Origin of the sequence: Deinococcus alpinitundrae (assembly GCF_009982895.1) — a bacterium.
Taxonomy (GTDB): Bacteria; Deinococcota; Deinococci; order Deinococcales; family Deinococcaceae; genus Deinococcus; species Deinococcus alpinitundrae.
On sequence record NZ_WXZL01000008.1, the window covers coordinates 1 to 23735 of the forward strand.

25 protein-coding genes and 1 other RNA gene are annotated in these 23735 nt (G+C 61.2%); 14 read left to right on the forward strand and 12 right to left on the reverse strand.

The window, feature by feature from the left end:
- Window positions 1–118 precede the first annotated feature (118 nt).
- On the reverse strand, window positions 119–451 hold the full coding sequence (locus GUI70_RS08970) for a hypothetical protein (RefSeq protein ID WP_161881978.1): 333 nt from the start codon (window positions 449–451) through the stop codon (window positions 119–121).
- 108 nt (window positions 452–559) lie between these two features.
- Between GUI70_RS08970 and GUI70_RS08975 the strand changes: the two genes are divergently transcribed.
- The 3 genes from GUI70_RS08975 (at window position 560) to GUI70_RS08985 (ending at window position 3301) form a co-directional block, all read left to right on the forward strand.
- The gene (locus GUI70_RS08975) at window positions 560–1687 is read left to right on the forward strand and encodes an MFS transporter (protein ID WP_161881979.1); all 1128 of its coding nucleotides are present in this window, start codon (window positions 560–562) and stop codon (window positions 1685–1687) included.
- A gap of 79 nt (window positions 1688–1766) precedes the next feature.
- Window positions 1767–2552 carry a signal peptidase I gene (lepB, locus tag GUI70_RS08980; protein WP_161881980.1) on the forward strand — a complete coding sequence of 262 codons (786 nt, stop codon included), beginning with the start codon at window positions 1767–1769 and terminating at the stop codon, window positions 2550–2552.
- 263 nt (window positions 2553–2815) lie between these two features.
- Window positions 2816–3301 (forward strand): GreA/GreB family elongation factor, encoded by a 486-nt coding sequence (locus GUI70_RS08985; protein WP_161881981.1) that lies wholly within the window; start codon window positions 2816–2818, stop codon window positions 3299–3301.
- 199 nt (window positions 3302–3500) lie between these two features.
- Here the strand turns inward: GUI70_RS08985 and GUI70_RS08990 are convergent, their stop codons facing one another.
- Together GUI70_RS08990 and GUI70_RS08995 are read right to left on the reverse strand one after the other, a co-directional pair.
- Window positions 3501–4169 (reverse strand): TspO-related membrane protein, encoded by a 669-nt coding sequence (locus tag GUI70_RS08990; RefSeq protein WP_161881982.1) that lies wholly within the window; start codon window positions 4167–4169, stop codon window positions 3501–3503.
- A 102-nt stretch (window positions 4170–4271) separates the two neighbouring features.
- Window positions 4272–5093 carry a hypothetical protein gene (locus tag GUI70_RS08995; RefSeq protein ID WP_161881983.1) on the reverse strand — a complete coding sequence of 274 codons (822 nt, stop codon included), beginning with the start codon at window positions 5091–5093 and terminating at the stop codon, window positions 4272–4274.
- Here GUI70_RS08995 and GUI70_RS09000 point away from each other — a divergent pair.
- The 5 genes from GUI70_RS09000 to pyrG all read left to right on the forward strand — a co-directional run bounded on the left by GUI70_RS09000 (window position 5080) and on the right by pyrG (window position 10736).
- On the forward strand, window positions 5080–7314 hold the full coding sequence (locus tag GUI70_RS09000) for a DUF4900 domain-containing protein (RefSeq protein WP_161881984.1): 2235 nt from the start codon (window positions 5080–5082) through the stop codon (window positions 7312–7314). The two genes, GUI70_RS08995 and GUI70_RS09000, sit on opposite strands and share 14 nt — an antisense overlap.
- Window positions 7311–7751 carry a prepilin-type N-terminal cleavage/methylation domain-containing protein gene (locus GUI70_RS09005; RefSeq protein WP_161881985.1) on the forward strand — a complete coding sequence of 147 codons (441 nt, stop codon included), beginning with the start codon at window positions 7311–7313 and terminating at the stop codon, window positions 7749–7751. Before GUI70_RS09000 ends, GUI70_RS09005 begins: the two co-directional genes overlap by 4 nt.
- A complete protein-coding gene (locus tag GUI70_RS09010; protein WP_161881986.1) occupies window positions 7748–8149 on the forward strand; it encodes a type IV pilus modification PilV family protein in 402 nt (133 codons plus the stop codon). The genes GUI70_RS09005 and GUI70_RS09010 overlap by 4 nt, the downstream gene beginning before the upstream one ends.
- The gene (locus GUI70_RS09015) at window positions 8146–8949 is read left to right on the forward strand and encodes a prepilin-type N-terminal cleavage/methylation domain-containing protein (protein ID WP_161881987.1); all 804 of its coding nucleotides are present in this window, start codon (window positions 8146–8148) and stop codon (window positions 8947–8949) included. Before GUI70_RS09010 ends, GUI70_RS09015 begins: the two co-directional genes overlap by 4 nt.
- A 95-nt stretch (window positions 8950–9044) precedes the next feature.
- Window positions 9045–10736: a CTP synthase gene (gene pyrG / locus GUI70_RS09020; protein ID WP_161881988.1), complete on the forward strand. Its 1692-nt coding sequence runs from the start codon at window positions 9045–9047 to the stop codon at window positions 10734–10736.
- A 1-nt stretch (window position 10737) separates the two neighbouring features.
- On the opposite strand, the gene map is transcribed toward pyrG, so the two are convergent.
- Together map and rnpB are read right to left on the reverse strand one after the other, a co-directional pair.
- Entirely contained in the window at window positions 10738–11481 is a 744-nt protein-coding gene (gene map, locus GUI70_RS09025; RefSeq protein ID WP_161881989.1) for a type I methionyl aminopeptidase, read from the reverse strand.
- A gap of 69 nt (window positions 11482–11550) precedes the next feature.
- Window positions 11551–11968, reverse strand: an RNA gene (gene rnpB, locus GUI70_RS09030) — RNase P RNA component class A.
- A gap of 69 nt (window positions 11969–12037) precedes the next feature.
- On the opposite strand from rnpB, the gene GUI70_RS09035 reads away from it, so the two are divergent.
- Complete coding sequence (locus tag GUI70_RS09035; RefSeq protein WP_161881990.1) at window positions 12038–12376, forward strand: hypothetical protein; 339 nt, start codon at window positions 12038–12040, stop codon at window positions 12374–12376.
- A 12-nt stretch (window positions 12377–12388) separates the two neighbouring features.
- Here GUI70_RS09035 and GUI70_RS09040 read toward each other — a convergent pair whose 3' ends face one another.
- Window positions 12389–13198: a pseudouridine synthase gene (locus GUI70_RS09040; protein ID WP_161881991.1), complete on the reverse strand. Its 810-nt coding sequence runs from the start codon at window positions 13196–13198 to the stop codon at window positions 12389–12391.
- 13 nt (window positions 13199–13211) lie between these two features.
- Window positions 13212–13565, reverse strand: coding sequence for a hypothetical protein (locus GUI70_RS09045; protein WP_161881992.1), 354 nt, complete (start codon window positions 13563–13565; stop codon window positions 13212–13214).
- A 286-nt stretch (window positions 13566–13851) separates the two neighbouring features.
- Between GUI70_RS09045 and rpsB the strand changes: the two genes are divergently transcribed.
- The 5 genes from rpsB to GUI70_RS09070 all read left to right on the forward strand — a co-directional run bounded on the left by rpsB (window position 13852) and on the right by GUI70_RS09070 (window position 18012).
- On the forward strand, window positions 13852–14727 hold the full coding sequence (gene rpsB / locus GUI70_RS09050) for a 30S ribosomal protein S2 (RefSeq protein ID WP_161881993.1): 876 nt from the start codon (window positions 13852–13854) through the stop codon (window positions 14725–14727).
- A gap of 116 nt (window positions 14728–14843) precedes the next feature.
- A complete protein-coding gene (gene tsf, locus GUI70_RS09055) occupies window positions 14844–15641 on the forward strand; it encodes a translation elongation factor Ts (RefSeq protein WP_161881994.1) in 798 nt (265 codons plus the stop codon).
- 190 nt (window positions 15642–15831) lie between these two features.
- A complete protein-coding gene (gene pyrH / locus GUI70_RS09060; RefSeq protein WP_161881995.1) occupies window positions 15832–16539 on the forward strand; it encodes a UMP kinase in 708 nt (235 codons plus the stop codon).
- A gap of 46 nt (window positions 16540–16585) precedes the next feature.
- The gene (frr, locus tag GUI70_RS09065) at window positions 16586–17134 is read left to right on the forward strand and encodes a ribosome recycling factor (RefSeq protein ID WP_161881996.1); all 549 of its coding nucleotides are present in this window, start codon (window positions 16586–16588) and stop codon (window positions 17132–17134) included.
- A 56-nt stretch (window positions 17135–17190) separates the two neighbouring features.
- Window positions 17191–18012, forward strand: a complete 822-nt coding sequence (locus GUI70_RS09070; protein WP_161882142.1) for a phosphatidate cytidylyltransferase — start codon at window positions 17191–17193, stop codon at window positions 18010–18012.
- A gap of 73 nt (window positions 18013–18085) precedes the next feature.
- On the opposite strand, the gene GUI70_RS09075 is transcribed toward GUI70_RS09070, so the two are convergent.
- The 5 genes from GUI70_RS09075 to GUI70_RS09095 all read right to left on the reverse strand — a co-directional run bounded on the left by GUI70_RS09075 (window position 18086) and on the right by GUI70_RS09095 (window position 23651).
- Window positions 18086–18961: a carbohydrate ABC transporter permease gene (locus GUI70_RS09075; RefSeq protein ID WP_161881997.1), complete on the reverse strand. Its 876-nt coding sequence runs from the start codon at window positions 18959–18961 to the stop codon at window positions 18086–18088.
- On the reverse strand, window positions 18951–19901 hold the full coding sequence (locus GUI70_RS09080; protein WP_306468285.1) for a carbohydrate ABC transporter permease: 951 nt from the start codon (window positions 19899–19901) through the stop codon (window positions 18951–18953). The genes GUI70_RS09075 and GUI70_RS09080 overlap by 11 nt, the downstream gene beginning before the upstream one ends.
- 108 nt (window positions 19902–20009) lie before the next feature.
- Window positions 20010–21302 carry an ABC transporter substrate-binding protein gene (locus tag GUI70_RS09085; protein ID WP_237724801.1) on the reverse strand — a complete coding sequence of 431 codons (1293 nt, stop codon included), beginning with the start codon at window positions 21300–21302 and terminating at the stop codon, window positions 20010–20012.
- A gap of 180 nt (window positions 21303–21482) precedes the next feature.
- On the reverse strand, window positions 21483–22775 hold the full coding sequence (locus tag GUI70_RS09090; RefSeq protein WP_161881998.1) for an ABC transporter substrate-binding protein: 1293 nt from the start codon (window positions 22773–22775) through the stop codon (window positions 21483–21485).
- Window positions 22776–22961: 186 nt separating this feature from the next.
- The gene (locus tag GUI70_RS09095; protein ID WP_161881999.1) at window positions 22962–23651 is read right to left on the reverse strand and encodes a glycerophosphodiester phosphodiesterase; all 690 of its coding nucleotides are present in this window, start codon (window positions 23649–23651) and stop codon (window positions 22962–22964) included.
- Between the last annotated feature and the right edge of the window lie 84 nt (window positions 23652–23735).

Consider the following 23735-nt stretch of genomic DNA (forward strand, 5'->3'; position numbering starts at 1 on the left):
CACGACTCATTCAGGCGTGGCAGCGTGTTCGGTACATTCAACTCCCGACCCGATTGCTCTCCGGCAGCCAAGCGTGACCGATTTAAGCAGGTATCAATAAGTTACGAACTGATTCTGCTCACTTGCCGTCCTTGCCCGGCAGCGGACGGGTGCGGGCCGGGCCGCCGTCCACGCCGCCGTTGCTGCTCGTTCCCACGCCGCCGGTTTCCTTGCCCGCTGTGTCGCTGCCCTCACCCGTGTCGTTGGGTTCGCCCTGGCGGTCCTCGTAGTCGAAGCCGCCCAGACGGCCATCGTCGAAGCCCGGCTGGTCGTTGGGGTTGGCGCGGTCCGCCTTCACGTCGGCGCGCAGCAGGTTCTCGGCGATGTTCTTTTCTTCGAGCAGTTCGGCGGTGGTTCCCTCGTCCACCACTTCGCCCAGCAAGCCATCATTCACAGCGTCACGGTCAGTCATCCGGTCAGCCTAGGGGAAGCGGGTGCGCGGCGACTGAGCACTTGCCTTAAGCGGCGTTTACCCTTGCGCTGAATCTGTGCCCAGCTTCGTGCTAGGCTCTTTCGGCTGATGAGCCGCCCACTGCCTGCTGCCCGCCTGTCCTCACCCCACGCCGCGCTGTTCGTGGTGGGTTTCGGTGCTTTTTTGCTGCTGGGCCTCATTCAAGCGGGCTACGGCCCGGCCTTTCCGAGGTTCGAGGCGAGGTTCGGCGTCAGCACGGCCACGGTGGCAGGCATCAGTAGCGCCCACTTTTTTGGCAGCGCGTTGGGGCCGCTGCTCCTCGCTGCGCTGCTGACCCGCTTTGCGCTGCGGACCTCGGTCATGATCGGCAGCGCTGCCTTCGCACTGGGCGTGCTGGGACTAATCGGCGCAGGGCTGCTCGGGGTGGGCTGGCCGCTGATGCTGGCTGCCGCCCTGCTCACCGGCCTGGGTTTCGGGGCGCTCTCGGGGGGCTTTAACGCGGCGTTTGCCACCCTGGGGGCCGGGCCGTCGAGTCTGGTCAACGCCATGTTCGGCATCGGCTCGGTGGCCGCGCCGCTGCTGGCGCTGGGACTGGGCGCGTACCCTGGTCCGTTCGTGCTGGTGGCGTTGCTGGCCGCTTTGCTCACTGCCTCGCTGCGCAGCGTGCGAATCTGGCCTGTCCAGCCTGCCGAACTGGCCCAGGGCCGCGTGCCGGTCGGCCAGGTCGCCCGCTTCGGACTGCTGTTTTTCGCTTACGTCGGCATCGAGGCGGGGCTGGGCAGCTGGGCCACCGTTCACCTCAGCCGCATCGGCAACCCGCATCCGGAAGCCGTCACCAGCCTCTACTGGCTGGCGCTGACAGCGGGCCGCCTGGGCTTTGCCGCCATCGCCGCCCGCTTTCAGCCGTTCCGGGTCGTGCTGACCTGCGCGGCGCTGGCGTTGATCGGGAGCTTGCTGATCGCCGTTCCAGTTCTGGCGGCGCTGGGGTATGTGGTCGTGGGGCTGGGCGTCGCGCCGGTCTTTTCCACGCTGCTGGCCTGGTTCACGGCCCGCTTTCCGGTGCGTGCCGCGCCGCTGATGCTCACGGCGGGCAGTCTGGGCGGCGCGGTGATGCCTGCTTTGATCGGCGTGCTGGTGGCCCGCTTCGGCGTGCAGGCCGTCGCGCTGACGGTGGCCGCCGACGCCGTGCTGCTGGGCTTCTTGGTGGTGTGGGTGCGGCTCAAGCTGCGCGACTGACCGCAGGAGCCGAGGGAGACACAGCACGAATCGGAGACGGCCTCGGCATTCTCATATCAGATTCTGATAATCACTAGCTATGTATAAGAATCTGATAACAAAGTTGTCGGGCTGGCGGATGCTGTGGGCGTGGCTGGAGCCGCTGGTGCTGGCCGTCGTCATCACCCAGGTCGGTGTGACGCTGGTGGGCGTGGACGGTGCGAGCATGATGCCCAACCTGCGCCACCACGAACGCCTGTTGATTCCCAAGTACGAAACCTGGCTGCACAAGCTGGGCGTGGGCGACTTCCGGCGCGGCGACATTCTGGTGTTCAAACCACCCACGCACGATCTCGACCGTCCGCTGTTGGGCGATTGGCTGGGTCAGTGGACCAATCACCTCACCTACCGGCCCTTTCTGGTTAAGAGGCTGATCGGGCTGCCGGGCGACCGGGTGCGGGTGTCGGGTGGCGAGGTGTTCGTGAATGGCGTGCGGATCAGTCAGCAGTTCACGGCGGCTTACTGGCAGGCCCAGGGCTGCTGGGACCAGAGCAGCGCTGTCGCCAATCACGCCCGCCTGGACGTGGCAACAGGCCAGGCAAGCGGTGAAGTGACGCTGGGGGCTGGGCAATACTTCCTGATGGGCGACAACCGCACGGCAAGCGGCTCGGAAGACTCGCGGCTTTTCGGGCTTGTGGCCCGGCGCGACATCGCAGGCCGTGCGGCGGCGGTGGTGTGGCCCCTCCTGCGCCGCCGCACGGCGATTTACGACTGTCACGCCACCTTCAGGCCGCAGGACCACGTGATCTACAGTGGGCCGTCGGCGCTCAACCTGCGCTGGCTTGGGCGTCCGGCGGCGTTCGGCGCGGCGCGGCTCTCCCGCTGAGGTGGGCGTTGCCTTCAGCCGCTGTAGAGGGCCTGCTCGCTGCCATCCGCTCTCGCACGGCTTCCACTCGCTCTACCTGTGCGCTTTGCAAGTCCGCCCGGGCATGAAAAGAGACGTATTTCCATGACGCATGCTCTATGCTTTGGCAATTCTTGCCCCACCAAGACCGCCTGTGGCAGAATGACGCCGCTTCAAGTCTGGTTTCAGCTTCACTTCAGCTCCCGCGCCACTGGCAAAAAGCGGGACTTCATCACGGAGGACGTATGGCCGCAGAGCATAAGCAGATCAAGCTGACCCAGGAAGGCTTCGAGCGCCTTCAGCGCAATCTGGAGCAGGAGCAGGGCCGTCTGGCCGAGGCCACCCGCATCTTGCAAGAGCAGATGGAAGCCAGTGCCGATTTCGAGGACACGGGCTTGGAAGACGCCAAGCGCGAGAAGGTCATGATTGAGGCGCGCATCGAGGAATTCGAGGACACCCTGGCGCGCGCCACCCTGATCACCGGCGATGAGCACACCGGCAAGGTCGAACTCGGCAGTGTGCTGGTCCTTTATAACGAGGCTACCAAGCAGGACATGAAGGTGCAGCTCGTCAGCGCGCCGGAAGCCACCATGCGCGGCGGCAGCCTCTCTAAGATCAGTGACGACAGCCCAGTGGGCCGCGAGTTGCTGGGGCGCAAGAAGGGTGAGAGCTTCGTCGTGAATCTGGAGAGCGGCAAGCAGATGAAGTACAAGATCAAGAGCCTGGATTGAGGCCGCTCCGTTGAGCGGACGCTGGAAGCACGATCTTTGGGCGTGAACGAGCTGGTAGTGGCGTCTGTGGAAGTTTGTCTCGTCCCTGCAACCGGATCACTGCTCCAAGTTGAAAGTCAGCAGGAAGCGAGGCGTCTAAAGAATGTGCTTTAGACGCCTCGCTTCCTACAGGTTGAACGGTTACCGGGAGATCGTCGGCTCAGGCTGTCAGTCGCCGTGTCCCGCTGCCGGGTTTACCGCTGCGCACGAAGGCGGCGGCCAGCAGAATCAAGACCCCGACGATCAAACCGCCGAGCACGACGGTCATCTCCGGGCGGGCCAGATAAACGCCCCAGTAGGCCCACAAAATTACGCCGCTGACGGCCAGATCGCGGTTGGCGCGCAGCAGAAACGCCCCCACCAGCGAGGCGACGACGACCAGTAGCGCCGACCAGATGGGGCCGCTCAGCCCCAGGGCGAGCGTCTCGCTGCGTTTGAGTTCCAGGCTTCTGAGCCGCGTGTAGAGCCAGATCAGCGAGCCAAGCAGTGCCAGCATGATCAGCACGCTCAACCCGAAATGAAGGCTCTGAAAGGCCAGCAGCCAGCTGACGTTGAGCAGATTGGCCAGCATGTACGGCCAGAACAGAGCGTCGTAGCGCGCTCCCCGCTGGCCCGGCAGCGCCTGATATACCGCAAAGACCAGCAGGCCCAGGAAGATGATGCCCCAGATGGCGAAGGTCAGTCCGGCGGGTGTAAAGGCGTTGGGCAGCGAGTCCGAAATCTCACCGTTGCTGTTACCGAACAGCGGCAGGGCGTTGGAGAGATAGTTCATGACCAGCGTCAGCAGCGTGGCCAGGACCAAGGTGATCTGTCTGGAAAGGCCTGTCATGGATTTACCCTAACGGTTCTCGCCGTCAACTGACTGCGGGGGAAGTTGCCAACGGACGCCCTCAGTGCTTGAGCAAGGCTTCAGCCAATCATCTTTTAGAAGTCAGCGGCGAAGGGTACGCCGCGCGCCGATGCTCACGCAGGCGGCGGCAAGGGGAGCCAGTGCCAGCGTTTCGCGCCGCAGCAGCCCCAGCACCAGCGTGCCGAGGCTGAGCAGTCGAGCGGCCCGCACCCGCTCGTCCGAAACCTTACCCGGCACCAGATCGCACGAACTGGTGATGCGTTCGGAGGCGGCGAGCTGATTGCTCAGGCCCAGTGCCGTCAGGCTCAGCAAATCGGCCAGGACGCTGTGGCCCGCACCCCGACCGGCGGCAGGCAGTGCTCCGGCGGCCAGCACCCCCAGACCAGAAAGCGGTGGCGCGCTGAAGCGGTCACGCGCCTGACTCGACCACGCCAGCGCCGCGCCCGGCATCAAGCTGGAAACGCTGCTGCTGCTGAGGGCGGCGGCAGCGGCCTGCACGCCCAGGGCGGCAGCGTCTTGGGCACTCGGCGCTGGCCCTACCGTGGCGACTAGGGCGCGGGTGCTGCTGAGTGCCACGAAGCCCGGCAGGACGTGGCGTAGGCTGCTCAGCCCTTCGGGCGGCTCGGCCGCGTCTGCGGGCCGCCCCAGCGAGGCCACGAAGGCCAGCGGCATGGCGATCAGTGCCGTCTGCGAATGATCGGGGTCGAGTTCGCGGCCGATGGCCCAGCTGGTGAAGGTACCCAGGCCGATGCGCAGGCTGGCGGGCCAGGAGTGTCCCAGCAGTTTGGCGCTCAGCAATCCCAGGCCCAGTCCGGCAGCGGCCCAGCGGTTGGAGGGATAGGCGAAGTCGAGCGGCCGGGGGAGGGCGGAGACTAGAACTGGCCGAGCGGTGACGGAAGGCATCCCTTACCGTACTCCCCCTGAACAGGTGTTTTTTCGTAAGACCCCTTGCGCCATAGTTAAACTTATGAAGGGAAAGAGGTTGGAAGAGGGCGCGGCGCTGGTGGTGCTGGTCCTGATGATCCTGGTGATTCTGGCCGGAGTCATCGTCGTGAACGCCAATTTAGCGGTTAATACTCGTCGAAACACGGCTGATCAGCGGGCGTTGCTTCAAGCCCAATATCGTGCAGAATCCGGGGTTTCGCAGGCTCAAGCACAATTGGATTTCTTCGATATTTTAACGGACAATCTTAAGCCTGCCAATACTGTTTATCGCAATAATATGCAGGATATGTTTGTAAGTATCTGTAGCGAGGCGGGCGCTCCGTCGAATATCAACACTGCCTCCCCGCTGCCCTCGTTCGTTGCATTAGACGGCACTCATTTCATAAGAAATCTGAGTGGTTTAATCTTCTGTGACCTAACTAATAAGCCCTCTCCGGTCAAGGGTTTAACAGCGCTCTTTAGAAATTATTTCAATACTACAAACCCAACGAGCACTCTTTCCGATATGGGACTCGGTGGAACAAAGCTCGACGCTTACATTACGTCAGTGTTTAAACAGGGTACGCTGAACAGCGACGGGACCCTGTCGACTTCTTCAAGCAATAATCAAAGCTCACTCTCGTTTGGGGTCATCCCTATTGCAATTACACGACCTGGCCTTGATGTCTTCAATTTTACATTCATGGTGAGTGACTTAAAAAGTACAGGAAACCAGAGTGCCGGGGTTCGGAGTGTACGTTCAGACGCCACTGATTTCTCCAAACGTCAAGTTTATACACTCACTGTTGCAAAGCCTAGCTTCGCTAAATATGCGTTGTTTACAAACCATCACTATTCAAATTCATCTGATACTAATACCCTTTGGTTTACTAAGGATACCCAATTCAGTGGTCCTGTCCACACCAATCAAAACTTTAATTTTAATGCGAATCCTTACTTCGGAGGGCAGATGACCTCGGCTGGTTGTCCGGCTGGGCAGATCAAGACGGACTCTATGGGAGCCGACTATTGTGCTATTGCGCAATCGGCTGGCGCTCGCTTCTATAGCTCTAGCCAGACTACAATTCAGAGTTCCGCCAATATCAAGTCATCAGCGACCAGCATCAGTGGAAAGCCTTTCAAGGAGCTTTCGTTCGGAAACAATACCTCTGACAAACCAATTGTCGGTGATGCGAAGTGGAATAGCGACTTTATTCAGCTTCCCGAAAACGGTCAGAATCAGATCAACGACTCAAAAAATATAACGAACATTAATGGAATTGACCAGACAGGTTTATATCTAGATAGTGCCATAAAAAAGATAAGTTACGGGATATCTGGAACAGGTGTTAATAAATATCAACTTATAAATTATACCAGATCAGACTCTAAAGATATTTATCTTCGTTTTGATGCTAGTAAGACGATGCAAATCAACACAGGAACAATCAGTGCGCCGAACTGGGTGAACGCCAATAAGAACCTATCAACAGGAGAATGGCAGGCATCAACGATTCCAGGAGGTAGTTCTGCCAAATTTAATGGGGTTATTTACGCCAAAGGTGGAGTCAAAAGCGTCTATGGAAGCGCTGACCCTGCTGTTGCAAGTTTTGCTCAAATGACTCTTTCGGCAGATCAAGATATCGTATTGACTGGAAACCTGAAATATGAACAGTCTCCTTGTGACTCTGGAACAGCTAAGACAGCAGTGTGCTCTAGCTTCGATGGTAATGGAAATATCATCCAAAACGTTCTTGGGATCTACTCTTCCAATGGGAATATTGAGATTGCAAACAATTCAACTAACACTACCCAAGTGACTGACCCTGACAAAGGCACGGTCAATGCTCCTAATAACCTTACCGTACAGGCTGTACTTATGGCTTCAAAAGGAGCAATTCAGGTTCAAAATTATGCACTGGGAAGCGCTCGTGGAGCCTTGAATTTGACGGGTGGGGTCATTGAAAATATTTATGGCGCTTTTTTCACATTCAATGGAACTACTGGCGTTCAGTCGACAGGATTCAATCGTAATTTCGTTTACGATCCTCGTATGGACATCGGCTTCTCGCCCCCTAGTTTTCCGACGCAGAAGAATTGGGATATAAGCATGAAATATAACCTGACGGCTGGGGATAGGGATAGCATAAATGCCGCGAATATCCTACTCACGGGCAATGTCAGGCAGACAGCCCCATGAATAAAAAGCAGTATGGATTCACACTTCTCGAAATACTAATTGTCATGGTCATTATTGGTATTCTGGCAACCATATTGTTCTTTAATTTTAATGCTCAACTTCAAAAAACCCGCCTTCGCAATGCCGTAACTATACTCTCTAGTGATCTAGAGCGGGCACGTAGTGTTTCCTGGCGTTCAGGACAGAATACTAAAGTCCAGCTCCTCAGTAACAGAACGGGATATACCTATCAGCAGGGAGGTTCAAGCTCTACGGTTATTTTCCCCGATGGGGTGACAGCTTCCCTCTCTCCGACCAGCCTAGCCAACGCTATTTCATATAGCGCTCCTTTTGCTGATACAGGCGCCATAAGTGGAACTTTTACTCTAGAGGCAGCGAATCCAAGTTATACAAGTACGATCAGAGTTATCGGTGTTACCGGCAAGGTTATCAGATGAAAAAACATGCGAATCAAGGCTTTACCATTATAGAGATTCTCGTGGCTGTCTTCATTCTAGGAATTATCATCATCATCACTGCCCAGCCTCTTCTCAGTTCTCTTAGGCTCAGTGGAACCTCAGAAAAAACGTTGAACGGAACTAGAGAAGCCCAAGATGTTCTCGAACGTGCTCGCGCTACAGTCGTGGGTGATTACGCGAGTCCCCAAGCGGACTTGAATGTTATGTCCAAACCGGCGACTTCGACGGTTCTATGTCAGGATGTGGCCCCTGATTTTTCGATCAGTGCGACTTGTGCCGATACTTCCGGAAATACTCCTTTCTTACGTCGTTTAACTGTTACCACTACAATCCTAGATCAATCTCCGGTGATTCTGAGTCTGGATGTGAGGCCATGAAAGGCCAGGCTGGATTTACTCTTTTAGAATTGTTGATCGGCTTAGCGATTACCGGTATTATCTTGGCTGTTGCCACAAGCCTTTTCACGACTACTCTTTTTTCTTCCACAGACATCAATTCGCGCAATGATCTTGTTAGTGAAATTCAACTCACGCAACAGGTCATTGCTGGACGAACGAACGACGCTATTTACGTTTATCCGTCAGGGAGTGTGTTGAAGCTAAATACAAGTGGTGCAAGCACCCTCAACACTCTTGTGACCCCCAGTTCGCAAACATGGACAGTTGGAACACAGCCGTTTTTAGCGATGATTTTACCACCTTCTGTTCCCACATCAGATTGTCAAGGAACGACACCCGATGCATCGACTATTACGGATGGGTGCTATCGATTTTTTGCCTACTATCCTATGCTGCGTTCTGCTCTGTTGAATAGTGCTTTAGTGGATGTGCCTAACGCCGATGCTAGCAATGCCAGCCAATGGGTGATCATGGAATACAGACAAAATATGTTTTCAGGTGGTATTGCCTGGAGCCCAGGGGCAATTCTGTCAAGTGATTCCGTCAAAACTCTTTCAAGTGCTCCGACTTATTATACGGGTGGGGTGGGAAGAATTCTATCTGACTATATTCAGCCCAGCCTAAATAACGTGAAATTCGATGTTGTTACTCCTGCGGCTGCAACACCTGGCAAGGTTTCCATCACGCTGACGGGGCAACGGTTCCGGGTCGCCTCGGCAAATTCTTCTTTGATCGGTCCCCAGACTGTGAATGTCTATCCACGTAACTGGAATCCATAATTTCAAGCTGTGCTATTCTGAAATCCCGGAAGCCTCTGCGCTCCCGGGTTTTCTTTTGGAGCCGGGCAACAGGCAGGGGCAGGAGGCACACAGCGATGCAGACCAAATATATTTTCGTGACCGGCGGCGTCGTTTCAAGCCTGGGTAAGGGCGTGGCCACCGCCTCGCTCGGGGCGCTGCTGCGGGCGCGCGGCTACAAAGTCACTGCCGTCAAGATTGATCCGTATATCAATATTGACGCCGGGACCATGAGGCCCTACGAGCACGGCGAGGTGTTCGTGACCGCTTCCGGGGCCGAAACCGACCTCGATCTGGGCAACTACGAGCGCTTTCTCGACCTCGACGTGCCGCCGGGCAGCAACATCACCACCGGGCAGGTGTACCTCGAAGTCATTCGCAAGGAGCGGGCCGGAGACTACCTCTCGCAGACGGTGCAGGTCATTCCACATGTCACCGATGAGATCAAGCGCCGCATCACCGAGGCAGGTGAGCGTGCCGGAGCCGACATCGTGCTGATCGAGGTGGGTGGCACGGTGGGCGACATCGAGTCACTGCCGTTTCTGGAAGCCATCCGGCAGTTTCGCTTCGATGTGGGCGACGAGCACACCCTCTATCTGCACCTGACACTGGTACCGTACCTCGGCACCTCCAACGAGTTCAAGACCAAGCCTACCCAGCACTCGGTGGCGACCCTCAGATCGGTGGGTATCAGCCCCGACATCGTGATGGTGCGCAGCAAGGAAAAGCTGCCGGAAGACATCACCAAGAAAATAGCGCTGTTCACCAGCGTCAGGGCCAACCGTGTGTTCTCGTCTTTTGACGTGCCGCACGTCTACGAGATACCGCTGGCGCTGGAAGAACAGGGATTGGGCAAGGCTGTCGAAACGCTGCTCGATCTGGAGCACATCCACCCCAACCTGGGCGTGTGGCAAAACGCCGTGCGGGTTATCAAGTCGCCCGCGCGGGAAGTCACCATCGCGCTGGCGGGCAAGTACACGGCCATGCCCGACGCCTACCTCTCGATGATGGAGGCGCTGCTGCACGCCGGAATCGCCAACGACGCCCGCGTCAACATCAAGTGGGTCAACACCGAATCGCTGGAGGAGGCTGCCGAGATCGAGGCCCAGCTCGGCGATGTGGACGGCATTCTGGTGCCGGGGGGCTTCGGTGTGCGCGGCATCGAGGGCAAGATCCGGGCCGCCGAGTACGCCCGTACCCGCGCCGTGCCGTACCTGGGCATCTGCCTGGGCATGCAGGTGGCGGTGCTGGAGTACGCCCGAAACGTGGTGGGCCTCGGCGGAGCCAATTCCACCGAGTTCGATCCCTACGCACCGCACAAGGTCATCGACCTGATGCCCGAGCAGCTTCAGAATGCCGATCTGGGCGGCACCATGCGCCTGGGCGACTGGCCGATGGATCTGCTGGCCGGAACCCGGTTGGCGCGGCTCTACAGCGTCCCGCAGGGCGGCGAGGTGCAGGAGCGCCACCGTCACCGTTACGAGGTCAACCCGGTTTATGTCGAGCGGCTCAAGGACGCGGGCCTGCTGATCAGCGGTGTGACCCCCGGTATGGCCGGGCGCGGCGCGGGCCTGGTCGAGAGCATCGAACTGCCGGAGCATCCCTTTTTTGTGGGCTTGCAGGCCCATCCCGAATTCAAGTCGCGCCCGATGCGCCCCAGCCCGCCGTTCGCCGGATTCATCGCGGCGGCGCTGGCAGGTCAGACGGAGCCGACTCGGGCCGCTACGCCTCAAGCTGTGTCGGTTCAGGCCGTCCTGCCGCCGTCCTGAATCAGGCAGTCAGAATTAGCGGTGCGCCGCGCGTGATCATGACGGTGTGCTCGAAGTGGGCGGCCAGCCCGCCGTCGGTGGTGCAGATGGTCCAGCCGTCGCGGCGGGTGCGCGTGCGCCAGGCGCGGCCACTGGAGATCATCGGTTCGATAGCCAGTACCAGCCCCTCGTGCAGGGGCTTTTTCAAATTGGGCTGGAAAAAGTTCGGCACATTGGGCGCTTCATGGATGGCCCGGCCCACGCCGTGACCCTGCAACTCCCGCAGCAAGGTGAAGCCGCGCTTCCTGACTTCTGACTCGATGGCCCGGCCAATTCCGTTGAGGGGACGGCCCAGCCGGGCCACCTTGATAGCTTCCGCCAGTGCCGCCTCACCGCAGGCCAGCAGGCGCGAGGCCGTCGGCGAGACGGGGGGCACGGCCACCGTGATCGCCGCGTCGGCAATGTAGCCGTGCACGTTCGGCGTCACATCGATCTTGACCACATCGCCTGCCGCCAGGGGCCGGGTGGTGGGCAGGCCGTGAACAATATCCTCGTTCACACTGATAAACACGTTCACGGGTGCCGCGTATTCCAAGTGCGGAGCCGAGACTGCGCCGTGGGCTTCGAACACCTGTCCGGCCAATTCGTCGAGCTCTAAGGGCGTCATGCCCGGTTCGATGGCGGCCCTGAGTGTGGCCAGCGTCTGGGCCACCACCCGGCCCGCCCGCTTCATGCCTTCCAGATCACGTTCGTTGTTGACAGTCATGCCCCAGTCTAACGGCTTTCACCGGGCCAAAAACGGCCGCCCAACAGGATGCCGGGCGGCCGTTTTCTCGGGTGCGGGAAGGGAGTAAGCCGGGTTCTGTCTTCCTTGCGGAATCACGGTCATCTCTCTGCGAAGCGCGTCGCCGCGCTCCTGAAGCGACCATCCTGGGAATCATCGGGCGGGCCGCCCTCCTCCACTGTCGGGTCTTGCACCAGATGGGGTTTACCAGGCACGCGATGTCTCCAACGCGTCTGGTGCGCTCTTACCGCACCGTTTCACCCTGACCCGCCGCCGCCGTGAGAGCGGCCGTTGCGCGGCGGGCGGTCTGGTTTCTGTGGCACTGTCCGTCGGCTTCGCGCCTGTGCGTGCGCCCTCTCAGGTCACGCCGGTTCACTCGCCGCCCAGCCGTTAGCTGGCATCTTGCCCTGCGGTGCCCGGACTTTCCTCACCCTGGGTTGAGCCAGGGCGCGACCGTGTTCCTTCCCGCGTTCAGGAGTATACACGGGGCGCTGGGCGAATCGCCCTCCCGAGCCGCTAAGCTGTTCGGTGTGAAGTCATGCCCCTGCTAGTCGTCGCCGCCTTACTGCTTCAACTGGTCGTCCTGATCTCGGTGGGCAGCACGGTAACATCCGACACGGCCCCCCGCCGCCTGACGGCCCTGGTGCTGCTGGCGGTGGGCGTCACCTTTGTGGTGAGCGTGATCTACATCCTGGCGCTGTGGCAGCTCAGCCGCCTGAGTCCCGGCCTGCTGCCGTTCGGGCTGAGCCTGCTGGGTGCGGGCGTGCAGCTCTCCGCCGTGACCAGCGGCCAGTTCCTGCCGCGCCAGCAGCGGCTGGGAGCCTGGATGGTGATGCTCAGCTTGCTGGTCTTTTACATCTTCAATACGTTGTCGTGAGGCGGAGGCCGCTCAGCCCCAGCGCTCCCGCGTCAGTTTTTCCTTGCGGTCCCAGACGTTCTCCGGGGTCTTGTCGGGGTTCTCCAAGTCGAACAGGTCGCGGCTGCCGAGTTCGCGCCACTCACCCGGCACCAAATCTTCGAGCCACAGCCCGCCGAGGCGCACCCGCACCAACCGTGTGACCGGGTGGCCCACCGCTTCCAGCATCCGGCGTACCTGACGGTTCTTGCCCTCGCGCAGCGTCACGTAGACACCCTTGCCGGCCCGGTCCACCCGCGACGGAGACGTGAAGCCGTCTTCCAACTCGATGCCGTCTTCCAGTGCGTCCAGGGTGGCGTTGTCGGGAATCCCGCCCTCGATCCAGGCGCGGTAGACCTTGTCGTGGCCGTAGCGCGGGTGGGTCAGGCGCAGGGTCAGTTCGCCGTCGGTGGTGAGCAGTAGCAGTCCTTCCGAGTCGCGGTCGAGCCTGCCCACCGGATGCAGGCCCGGAATGACCGGCATGTGGTCGAGCACGGCGGGGCGACCCTTCTCGTCGTGGGCGGTGACGATGACGCCCCGGCGCTTGTACATGGCGAAGGTGCGGTGCGCTTGCTGGCCTGCGCCCACCACCAGTTCGTCTACCTCGATCACGTCGCGCTCGGTCACGCTCTGGCCCAGGGTGGCCTGCTGACCGTTGACGGTGACGCGCCCCGCCTTGATCAGTTCCTCGGCGGCGCGGCGGGAGGCGACTCCGGCACGGGCCAGGCGCTTTTGCAACCGCTCGCCACCCTGGGTGCTGGGTTCCTGGGTGCTGGGTTCCTGGGTGGCGGGTTCAGGAGTCATTTCAGGAATATGTTCAGACACGGCGTTCTCCTCCGGCAAGAGCCAGCAGGCCCGACACGCCCAGCACGCCGCAGACGGCCAGGACGGCGCTCGACGCCGCGCCCACCGTGCCGCGCAGCGTCGCCGGAACCAGGGTGGCGACGGCCAGCAGATTGGCGGTGGCCAGGCCGTAGCGGGTGATGCTGTCGGGTTTGAAGGCGGCAGCGATGATCAGGCCGCCCCAGGCGGTGAGCAGCGCGCCGCTGAGGCGGGCCAGCCACAGCGGACTGAGACTCAGGAGTTGGCTGAGGCTGGTCGGAAAAAAGTACAGGATCAGCCCCAGCGGCAGATAAATGATGGCAGAAAGCCAGTAAGCGGCGCGAAGCATGCGTGCAGTGTAGCGGGCGCACCGGGGGGCCACAGGAGTGCAGGTCTGGAAGAGACAGGCAGGCGAGTCGAGCCGCTGAGAGACCGCCAGCAGGGGAGAGCCAATGGGCCTTTCCCCCCATCTTCTGTGTGCCTCTTTCCACCGCCCCTCCAAGCATGATAAACTCTTCGTTTGGGTGCCCCCGTGTTCCCAGCAGGCCGCGCTCGAGCGTCGCGGCCTTGCGACTGAGTGCTTCAACTCGGCGCACGGACGGCAAACTTCACTTACTGAACGCTCAGGAGAAATGATGTCCTATATCGGAATGAAGCAGTTACTCGAAGCCGGAGTGCACTTCGGTCACGAGACCAAGCGCTGGAACCCCAAGTTCAAACGCTTTATCTTTGCCGAGCGCAACGGGATTTTCATCATCGACCTGCAAAAGACCCTCAAGCAGATCGACCGCAGCTTCGATTTCATCAAGGACCTCTCGGAGCGCGGCGGCACCATCTTGTTCGTCGGCACCAAGAAGCAGGCCCAGGAAATCGTGGAGCTCGAAGCCCGCCGCTCGGGCATGCCCTACGTGACCAGCCGCTGGCTCGGCGGCATGATGACCAACTTCCGCACCATCCGCACCCGGATTGACCGCCTCGGCGAACTCGACGAACTGTTCGAGTCGGGCCGCATCAACGACCGCCCCAAAGCCGAGCGCATCCAGCTCGGCAGCGAGCGTGACCGGCTGCTGCGTTACGTGGGCGGCATCCGTAAGATGACCCGTCTGCCCGACGCGATCTTCGTGGTGGACCCCACCAAGGAAGTCATCGCCGTGCAGGAAGCCAACAAGCTGGGCATCCCGGTGATTGCACTGGCCGACACCGACTCCGACCCCGATGTCATCGATTACATCGTGCCGGGCAACGACGACGCCATTCGCAGCATCCAGCTGATCACCCACCGCGTCGGCGACCTGATCGTCGAAGCCCGCGGCGGCGGCGAGGATGTCAGCAGTGAGCGCGTGGGCGAGGACAACGCCGAGATCGAGGCGGCCCAGGAGCCGCTGCCCGACGACGTGGCGATGTTCACCACCCAGGGCGGTATCGGCGGCGAGGCGAGCCAGAACGACACCCAGGGCCAGCAGATCGCCTCGGGCGCGGAGCAGGCGCTGGACAACGAAATCCGGGGCTGAGGCCGCCCTGTTCAAGCTTTCACCCTGCGGCGGCCCTGGACTTCAGTGTTCAGGCCCCGCATTTTTCTGAGTGATCCTGAACATCACACCACAACCGAAAAAAGAGAGGGAACGACATGCTGGAATCAATTAAAAAGCTGCGCGAAATGACCGGCGCAGGCATGATGGACGTGAAGAAGGCGCTCGCCGACGCGGGCAACGATGAGACCAAAGCGGTGGCCTTGCTGCGTGAGCGCGGCATCGTCAAGGCCGCCAAGAAGTCGGACCGCGAGGCCAAAGAGGGCCTGGTGCGCTTTGTCATTGGCGGCAACAGTGCCGCGATGGTCGAACTCAACAGTGAGACCGATTTCGTGGCCCGCAACGCCGACTTTCAGGCGCTGGTGGAAAGCCTGGCCCAGGCTGCGCTGAAGGCCAAGACCAACGATCTGGCCGAGTTCAAGCAGTTCAAGTTGGAAAACGGCGACACCGTCGAGACCGCTGTGGCGGCGGCGGCGGGCACCATCGGCGAGAATCTGGTGCTCAACCGGGTGGCCTACCTGGAAGGCCAGAACGTGGCCGGGTACGTGCACAGCAACGGCAAGATCGGCGTGCTGGTTGATCTGGCGGGCGGAGCCGAGCAGCAGGCCAAGGACGTGGCCCTGCACGTGGCCGCCGAGCGCCCCCAGTACCTCAGCCGCGACGAGGTCAATGCCGACGACATCGAGAAAGAGCGCGAGATTCTGACCAACAAGGCCATCAACGAGGGCAAGAACCCCGAGCTGGCGGCCAAGATCGTGGGCGGACAGATCGGCAAGTTCTACGAGGAGCGGGTGCTGCCCGAGCAGAAATTCGTTAAGGACAACAGCCTGACGGTGGGCAAGTACCTCGGTGACACCGCCATCAAGCGCTTCGTGCGCTTCGAGATCGGCGCGTAAGGGCACACAGGAGGGCGGCGCAAGTCGCCTTCTTTTTTGACTTCGTAGACGCTCCTTCTTCTCGAGTTCGGGCCACGTTCTACTTTGCCCAGTCGCCCGGCGCTGCTGGGCTTTCTTCTTGGTTCGGCCTCAACGCGGCACCCCTCCTCTTCACGGCTTTCCTGCCTACGCGTCCTCTGAGAGGTCAAGTATGTACAAACGGGTTCTTCTCAAACTGTCCGGCGAGTTTCTGTCGGGCAACCAGGGGTTCGGCATCGTGCCCGAGGCCACCGACCAGCTCGCCCGCGACATCGTCTCGGCGCTGGAGGGCACCGATGTGGAGCTGAGCATCGTCATCGGCGGCGGCAACTTCTGGCGCGGCGCGCAAAACGGCAAGAGTATGGACCCGGCCACCGCCGATTACATCGGCATGCTCGGCACCGTCATGAACGCCATGGCGCTGCAAGACTCGATGGAGCGCGCCGGGCAACCCACCCGGGTCATGAGCGCCATTCACATGGCGGCGGTGGCCGAGCCTTATATCCGCCGCCGGGCCATGCGCCACCTGGAGAAAGGCCGGGTGGTCATCTTCGGCGGCGGCAACGGCGCGCCCTTCTTCACCACCGACACCACCGCGACCCTGCGCGCCCTGGAAGTCGGGGCGGAAGTGGTGCTCTATGCCAAGAACAAGGTGGACGGCGTGTACGATTCCGATCCCCAGAAAAACCCCGACGCCGTGCGCTACGATTCGCTCAGCCACATGGACGTGGTGGAGCAGCGCCTGGCCGTGATGGACGCCACCGCCATCACTTTGTGTATGGACAAGGGCCTGCCGCTGGTCGTCTTTGATATTTTTCAGGCAGGCAACCTGCGCCGCCTCTTCCTGGGCGAGCGGGTCGGCACACTGATCACGTCGTAGTGGGCGCTGGGCGGACCGCACCCGGCACGCCAAGGAGTCAATTGTTATGGACATGAAACAAATTCAGACCGAATCGCGCAGCAAGATGCTCAAGGCCATCGAGGCGCTCGACCAGAGCCTCTCGGTGCTGCGCACGGGCCGTGCCAACCCCGGCATTCTCAAAAAGGTGCAGGTCGATTACTACGGCTCCACCATGCCGATCGATCAGGTGGCCAGCATCAGCACGCCCGACGCCCGCACCCTGGTCATCACGCCCTGGGACCGGGGCGCGCTCAACCCGATCGAGAAGGCCATCCGCGATTCGGACCTGGGCCTGAACCCCAACAACAAGGGCGACACCATCTTCATCAGCTTGCCGATGCTCACCGAGGAGCGCCGCAAGGACCTGATCAAGAATGCCCGGACCTACGGCGAGGACGCCAAGGTGGCCGTGCGCAGCCTGCGAAAGCACGCTCTTGATGACCTCAAGAAAGTCGACGGGGTAGGCGAGGACGAGATCAAGCGCGGCGAGGCCGATGTACAAAAGCTCACCGACGAGTTCATCAAGCGGGTGGATGACACGGTGAGCGCCAAGGAGCAGGACATCCTCGGGTGAGCCTTCCGTCCGGCCCGCCGTTAGCGCCGCCCAGTTCTCAACCGGGGCCAAAGCGCATGGAGTCGCTCAGCACCCGCGTCACCACGTCGGTGGTGGGCTTTGCTCTGGTGTGCTTGGCGGTGTATTTCGGCTGGACCACGCTGCTGCCCTTCTTGCTGGTCATCGGTTTTCTGGCGCTGCGCGAGTACGTGCGGATGGTCGACCGGCGCGACATCGACGTGCGCCGCGCGGCCCTCTACCTGTTCGGCGCGGCCATCGTGGTCGCCAGTTATCCCGGCTGGTCTGCTCCCTGGGTCGGCGGTTCGTGGCGCGAGGTGGTGCTGACGGTGGCGGTGGGCTACCTGCTGGTCGCCGAAGTGACGCAGCCGGGCGAGCGGCCACTCGAGCGCATCGTCTACAGCCTCTTCGGGCTGCTCTACATTCCCTGGTTGCTCGGCTACGCGCTGATGCTGCGCTATACCCCCGATGAGGAGGGCGGCCTGCTGTTCTTCGCGCTGCCGCTGCTGGCTACCTTTGCCGCTGACATCGGCGGTTATTTCTTCGGCTATTTTTTCGGCAAGCGCAAGCTCGCGCCCGAGGTCAGCCCCGGTAAGACCGTGGAGGGCGCGCTCGGGGGGTTGCTGTTCAGCTTCTTTATTGTGGTGCTGGTGACCCGGCTGGCCAACATCTGGAGCCTGCCCGACGCCTTCCTGTACGCCGTGATGGTGGCGAGTGCCTCGCAGCTCGGCGACCTCAGCGAGAGCCTGATCAAACGCTCGCTGGGCGCGAAAGACAGCGGCAACAGCCTGCCCGGTCACGGCGGCATTCTGGATAGGCTGGATTCTTTGCTGTTCGCGGTGCCGATCACGTACATCTTCCTGAATATCAACGTGTTCTAGAACGTTTGCCACAGAAAGCAGCCCACCGCATTCGAGGGTGGGCTGCTTTCTGTGGCCGGGGTGGGATGTTTTTTTACTTGTCCTGCCCCAGCGCGAAGCCCTTACTGAACTGCTCTTGCAGCAAGGTGAAGATCAGGAGGGGCGGAATCAGGGTGATCATCGCCCCGGCCATCACCGCGCCCCAGTCGGTCTGCCCGCCCGCGTCGATCAGGCGGCGCAGCCCCACCTGCACCACCTGTTTGTCGTCGGACTGCATGATTACCAGCGGCCACAGGTACTGGTCCCAGGCCGAGACGAACTGAATGACGGCCATCGCGCCGATGGTGTTCCAGCTCATGGGAATCAGCACCCGGCTCAGGAAGGTCATCGGGCCGCAGCCGTCAATGCGCGCGGCGTCCGCGAGGCTGGCGGGGATGTTGAGAAAGTGCTGGCGAAACAGGAAGGTGCCGGTGGCCGAGGCCAGGAACGGCACGATGATGGCGGCGTAGGAGTCGGCCCACTTCAGCGTGCCGGACATCAGGTCGAACAGCGCCACGATCAGCAGTTCGGTGGGCAGCATCAGGGTGAACAGCACCAGCGCGAAGGCCAGGCTCTTGAGCGGAAAGCGGAAGTACACGAAGGCGAGTGCGGCCAGCAGCGACAGAATGGTCTTGCCCACCGTGACGCAGACCGTGACGATCAGCGAGTTGGTCATGTAGCGGCCCAGGTGCGCGCCGTTCCAGACGCTGGCGAGGTTCTCCAGAAAGTGCGTGCCGGGCAGCAGGCTGGGGCCGATCACCACGTCGCTGGCCTGGGTGGCCTTGATCAGCGCGAACAAGAGCGGCGAGGCGATCACCAGCACGGCGATGATCAGCACCACGTGAATCCACAAATGGCGGGCGGGCCCGGCCCGGGTCGGGCGCGGCGCAGTGGCGTAGCTTGGGGCCGCCGAAACCGCTTTACGCGCCATAGTGAACCCTCCGGTTGCCGTAACGAAACTGCATCACGGTGATGACGCCCACCATGATCAGCATCAGCACGGCCTCAGCGGCGGCCACGCCAGTTTTGAAGTTGCGAAAGCCGTCCTCATAGAGCTGGTAGATCAGGAAGGTGGTGATGCCGGTCTGGCCGTAGACCGGGCCGCCACGCGTGAGGATATCGACCAGGCCGAAGCTGTCGAAGAGGGCGTAGATCAGGTTGGTGAACACCAGAAAGAACGTCATCGGCGAGAGCAGCGGGAAAATCACTTTCCAGTAGGCCTGCCAGCCGGTCGCGCCGTCGATGGCGGCGGCCTCGCTGACCTCGCCGGGAATGTTCTGAATGGCCGCCAGATAAAAGACCACGTTGTAGCCCAGCCCCTTCCAGATGGCGGCCAGCACCACCAGCCCGAAGGCCAGCAGCGGGTTGTCGAGCCAACGGGGGCGCACCCCGATCAGCGACGACAGCACGTTGTTGATGACGCCGATTTCCGGGTTGAACAAGAACAGCCAGATGGTGCCCGCGATGGCCGGGGACAGGGCGTAGGGGTAGATCAGCATCAGGCGGTAGAACTTGGCTCCGGCAATCGGGCGACTGGCCAGCCAGGCCAGGCCCATCGCCAGCAGGAGCCCCAGCATCACCACCAGCGCGCAGTAGATGAGCGTCTGCAAGATGACCTGGTGGTAGACCGGGCTCGACAGCAGCTCGGCGAACTGTCCCAGGCCCTCGAAGGTTTCGTTGCCCAGAATGATGTTGGCGCGGTATAAGCTCAGGCGCAGGGTGCGCACCGCTGGGTAATACAGGAACACGGCCAGAATGATGAAGGTGGGCAGCAAGAAGAGCCAGGGCAGCACCGGGCTTTTGAAGGTGGCCCGTTCCTGCGGCTCGGCGGCAGCGGCAGGCGGGCGGGGGCGGCGAGAGATCAAGCTCAAGGGGCGTTCCTCCGGTGAAGCGAGCAGCTGGGCGAGAACGGGGAGAACCCCCCGGAGCGAATCGGGGGGTCTGGCGAGAGAAGCTGGTGTGCCCGGTTCAGCTCAGGATTACTTGAAGTTCTTGTTGTAGTCGGTCAGTGCCGCGTTGATCTGGTTGGCAGTGTCGCTCAGTACAGCGTCCACGCCCTGACCGCCGGTGACCTTCTGAAGGCCCTGCTCCATCAGGGTGCGGGTCTGGATCGCCACACCGTTGAGCGCGCCCGCGCTGGCGGGGTTGGACTTGGTCGCCAGCAACTGGTTGAAGGCCGTGATCTGGAGCGGCGAACTGGTAAACCAGCCCTGGCCCCGCAGCGCCGTGATGCTGGTGTTGCGCACCGGGTAGTAGCCGGTGAGTTTGTGCCAGTCCGCCATGTTCTTGGTGTTGGTCATGTAGAGGGCAAAGTCGAGCGCGGCCTCGGCCTGGGGCTTGCTGAGGTTTTTGGGAATCCACAGCGAGGCGCCGCCGATGACCACGCCGTTGCGCGCCGTGCCGTCGGGAATCGGGAGCACGCTGACGCCGAGCTGGAAGCCCGCCGTCTTGGCCGCTGCGATCTGGTTGCCCAGGTCGGCGGTGCTGTTGATGGTGAAGACGGCGCGCTGGTTGCTGAAGATGGCGTTGGTGCCGTCGGTGTCGGCCAGCTTGCCGGTGTTGGTGAGGTAGCCCTTGTCCTGGAGGTCTTTGAAGAACTGAAAAATCTTCTTGCCAGCCGCGCCGTTGAGGGTGGTGGCGGTGGCGCGGCCCGCGCGCCCGTTGCTATTGTTGAACAGCAGGGCATTTTGCTCGGACATCCACTGCTCAACGAACCAGCCGTAGAGCGCCAGGCTCATGCATTTGGTGTCGGGCAGCGCCACCTTGATCTTGGCGCAGGCGCGCAGTACGCCGCCGAAGGTCGTGGGCGGGGTGGCGGCACTCAGGCCCGCCTTGGTCATCAGGTCCTTGTTGTAGTACAGCACCGGCGAGGAGCTGTTGAACGGCAAGCTGTTGACCTTGCCGTTGATGGTGTAGTAATTGATGACCGGCTTGATGTAATCGCCGAAATCCACGCCCTTGACACTGCTGACCGGCTGGAACATGCCCGAATCGAGCGCCAGCTGACTGCCGACCTCAAAGATCTGCACCAGGGCCGGGGCCTTGTTCTGGCGGGCGGCCAGAATGGTGGCCTGGAGTGAGTCGTTGTAGGCGCCCTTGTAGCTCGGGACCACCGTCACGCCGGGGTGCGCTTTGTTGTACTCGTCGGCACGGGCCTTGATCCAATCGCCGCGCTTGGCATCGCCGAACGAGTGCCAGAATTCAATGGTCGTCTGGGCTGCCGCCGTCTGAAGCCCGCTGCCGAGGGCCAGCATCAACATCAATCGTTTCATATCGCTCCTTTCTCACCCGGCCAGCGACCAATTGCCCCTTCGCCCGGAGTGAGTCCCGGATGAGGGTAGGTAGTGCAGGTCAGGTGATTGTCAGTCACTTTATCCTGACACAACCGCCGCAGGCTAGGTGTTCACCGTTGATGTCTGGCCCAGGTCAGCCCAATGCTGAGTGCTCGGTGCTTACTTGAAGTTGGCGTTGTAATCGGCCAGGGCGGCGTCCGCGCGGGCCTTGGCCTCGCTCAGCGCGTCGTTGACCGGTGTACCGTTGAGTACTTTTTGCAGCGCCTGCTCGGTAATCTTGCGGGTTTCCGGTCCCGCACCGTTGAGTGCACCTGCCGTCGCCGGACTCGCCACGGTATCGGTCTGCTGATTGAACGCCACGAGTTGCAGCGGCGCTTTGGCAAACCAGCCCTGCTCCTTGAGCAGATTGATGCTGCTCTGGCGCACCGGGTAATAGCCGGTCAGCTGGTGCCACGACGCCATGTTCTTGGTATTGGTCATGTAAAGGGCAAAATCGAGTGCGCCCTCGGCCTTTTCCTTGCTCAGGTTCTTGGCAATCCACAAGCTTGCGCCACCCAGCACCACGCCGTTGCGTTTGGTGTTGTCGGGAATCGGTAGCCGGGCCACGCCCAGCGAGAAGCCCGCGCGCTTGGCCGCGTCGGAATTGTTGCCGATCTTGGAGGTCGAGGTGATGTGAAACACCACCTTCTGGTTGTTGAAGATGGCGTCGGAGCCGTCGTAGTCTTCCAGCTTGCCGGTGTAGGAGTAATACTTATTGTCCTGCAAGGTCTTGAAGAAATTGAAGATGGTCTTGGCGGCGGCGCTCTCTAAGTTGCTGGTGGTGGCCCGCCCGCTGCGGCCATTGTCGTTGTTGAGGATGGTCTGGCCCTGCTCGGCCAGCCAGTTCTCGATGAACCAGCCGTTGATGCTCATCCCGAAGCAGCTCGCGCCGATGTTGGCGGCCTGAATCTTCTTGCAGTCGCTCAGGAGCGCCCCGAAGGTGGTGGGCGGTCTGAGCGGATTGAGCCCGGCCTTTTTCATCAGAGTCTTGTTGTAGTACAGCACCGGCGAGGAGCTGTTGAACGGCAAGCTGTTGACCTTGCCGCCGATAGTGTAGAAGTTGATGACGGGCTTGATGTAGTCCGAGAAATCGACGTTCTTGATGGCGCTGACCGGTTGAAAGACGCCGGAATCGAGGGCGAGCTGGGAGCCGCCCTCGAAGATCTGGGAGATGGCGGGGGGGTTGCCCTGGCGGGCGGAGAGGATGGTGGCGGAGATGAGTTCATTGTCGCCGCCCTTGAAGGCGGGCACCACCTTGAGATCGGGGTGGAGCTTGTTGAACTCGTCGGCGCGGTCCTGAATCCAGCCGCCGCGCTTGGCGTCGCCGAAGGTGTGCCAGAACTCGATGGTCGTCTGAGCTTGGGCGAGCTGCGCGGCACTGCCGAGCGCCAGCATCACTATCATTCTCTTCATCCTTCCCCTTTTCTCTGTATGGTTACTGAGGCATACTTGACTTCTTTACTCTGGTCTGGGCACAACTGAGCAAATACAAAGGCCAGCCCAATGTCTTGACTGGCCTTTCAGAGTAGCGGCTGTCTGTTTATGCTGTTCTAGGATTCGTTACAGACTCTGCCTTATTTTATGTGTCTGTAATCCGGCTCAGTGCTCGTCGCGCGCCGCCAGCAGCACCTCGGGCACGTCACCGATCAGGGCAGAAACGCCCAGGTCCAACAGCCGCCGACCTTCCCCGGCGTCATTGACTGTCCAGGTGTTGACCCGCCAGCCTTCCTGCCGGGCGGTGTCCATGACTTCCGGCGTCACGAGGCTGAAATGTGGGTGGAGTGCGGCCACCCTCAGCCGCCGGGCGATGGGCGGCACCAGCGCGCAGCCGCCGATCACGTAGGGCCGGTGGTACAGAAACCCGCGCTCGATTTGCGGAGCGTGCTGCAAGGCCGCCAGTAGTTGTAGCGGGCTGAACGAGCTGACCAGGACCTGCTTGGCCAGGCCGTAGGCGCGAATAAGGTCCAGGGTTTCCTCGACGCGTCCGTCACCCTTGCCGAGTTCGGGCTTGATCTCGATGTTGAGGTATGCCCCGGTCTGGGCGGCCCAGGCCAGCACCTCGGGCAGCAGCGGCACGTGGTCGGGCAACTCGGCGCGGCTGAGTGTGCCCAGCTTGCGGCCGTCCTTGAGGTGCGGATCGTGGCAGATGACCAGCCCGCCGTCACCCAGCCGCCGCACATCGGTTTCGATGCCGTCCAGCCCGGCGTCCAGCGCGGCCTGAAAGCCGATCAGCGAGTTTTCGGGATGCAGGCGGGGCGTGCCCCGGTGGCCGAGCAGCAGTGGCGTCATGCCCTCAGGGTAAACCGTCTGGGCCGATCTGGGTCGACTGGCTTCGTCATGCATGCGCCCATCCTGCCCGCGCAAATGCGGCAG

Coding starts and splice junctions, on each gene's coding strand:
- GUI70_RS08970 (WP_161881978.1), bottom strand. CDS start 451: ATGACTGACCGTGACGCTGTGAATGATGGCTTGCTGGGCGAAGTGGTG.
- GUI70_RS08975 (WP_161881979.1), top strand. CDS start 560: ATGAGCCGCCCACTGCCTGCTGCCCGCCTGTCCTCACCCCACGCCGCG.
- lepB (WP_161881980.1), top strand. CDS start 1,767: ATGTATAAGAATCTGATAACAAAGTTGTCGGGCTGGCGGATGCTGTGG.
- GUI70_RS08985 (WP_161881981.1), top strand. CDS start 2,816: ATGGCCGCAGAGCATAAGCAGATCAAGCTGACCCAGGAAGGCTTCGAG.
- GUI70_RS08990 (WP_161881982.1), bottom strand. CDS start 4,169: ATGACAGGCCTTTCCAGACAGATCACCTTGGTCCTGGCCACGCTGCTG.
- GUI70_RS08995 (WP_161881983.1), bottom strand. CDS start 5,093: ATGCCTTCCGTCACCGCTCGGCCAGTTCTAGTCTCCGCCCTCCCCCGG.
- GUI70_RS09005 (WP_161881985.1), top strand. CDS start 7,311: ATGAATAAAAAGCAGTATGGATTCACACTTCTCGAAATACTAATTGTC.
- GUI70_RS09010 (WP_161881986.1), top strand. CDS start 7,748: ATGAAAAAACATGCGAATCAAGGCTTTACCATTATAGAGATTCTCGTG.
- GUI70_RS09015 (WP_161881987.1), top strand. CDS start 8,146: ATGAAAGGCCAGGCTGGATTTACTCTTTTAGAATTGTTGATCGGCTTA.
- pyrG (WP_161881988.1), top strand. CDS start 9,045: ATGCAGACCAAATATATTTTCGTGACCGGCGGCGTCGTTTCAAGCCTG.
- map (WP_161881989.1), bottom strand. CDS start 11,481: ATGACTGTCAACAACGAACGTGATCTGGAAGGCATGAAGCGGGCGGGC.
- GUI70_RS09035 (WP_161881990.1), top strand. CDS start 12,038: ATGCCCCTGCTAGTCGTCGCCGCCTTACTGCTTCAACTGGTCGTCCTG.
- GUI70_RS09040 (WP_161881991.1), bottom strand. CDS start 13,198: ATGACTCCTGAACCCGCCACCCAGGAACCCAGCACCCAGGAACCCAGC.
- GUI70_RS09045 (WP_161881992.1), bottom strand. CDS start 13,565: ATGCTTCGCGCCGCTTACTGGCTTTCTGCCATCATTTATCTGCCGCTG.
- rpsB (WP_161881993.1), top strand. CDS start 13,852: ATGTCCTATATCGGAATGAAGCAGTTACTCGAAGCCGGAGTGCACTTC.
- tsf (WP_161881994.1), top strand. CDS start 14,844: ATGCTGGAATCAATTAAAAAGCTGCGCGAAATGACCGGCGCAGGCATG.
- pyrH (WP_161881995.1), top strand. CDS start 15,832: ATGTACAAACGGGTTCTTCTCAAACTGTCCGGCGAGTTTCTGTCGGGC.
- frr (WP_161881996.1), top strand. CDS start 16,586: ATGGACATGAAACAAATTCAGACCGAATCGCGCAGCAAGATGCTCAAG.
- GUI70_RS09070 (WP_161882142.1), top strand. CDS start 17,191: ATGGAGTCGCTCAGCACCCGCGTCACCACGTCGGTGGTGGGCTTTGCT.
- GUI70_RS09075 (WP_161881997.1), bottom strand. CDS start 18,961: ATGGCGCGTAAAGCGGTTTCGGCGGCCCCAAGCTACGCCACTGCGCCG.
- GUI70_RS09085 (WP_237724801.1), bottom strand. CDS start 21,302: ATGAAACGATTGATGTTGATGCTGGCCCTCGGCAGCGGGCTTCAGACG.
- GUI70_RS09090 (WP_161881998.1), bottom strand. CDS start 22,775: ATGAAGAGAATGATAGTGATGCTGGCGCTCGGCAGTGCCGCGCAGCTC.
- GUI70_RS09095 (WP_161881999.1), bottom strand. CDS start 23,651: ATGACGCCACTGCTGCTCGGCCACCGGGGCACGCCCCGCCTGCATCCC.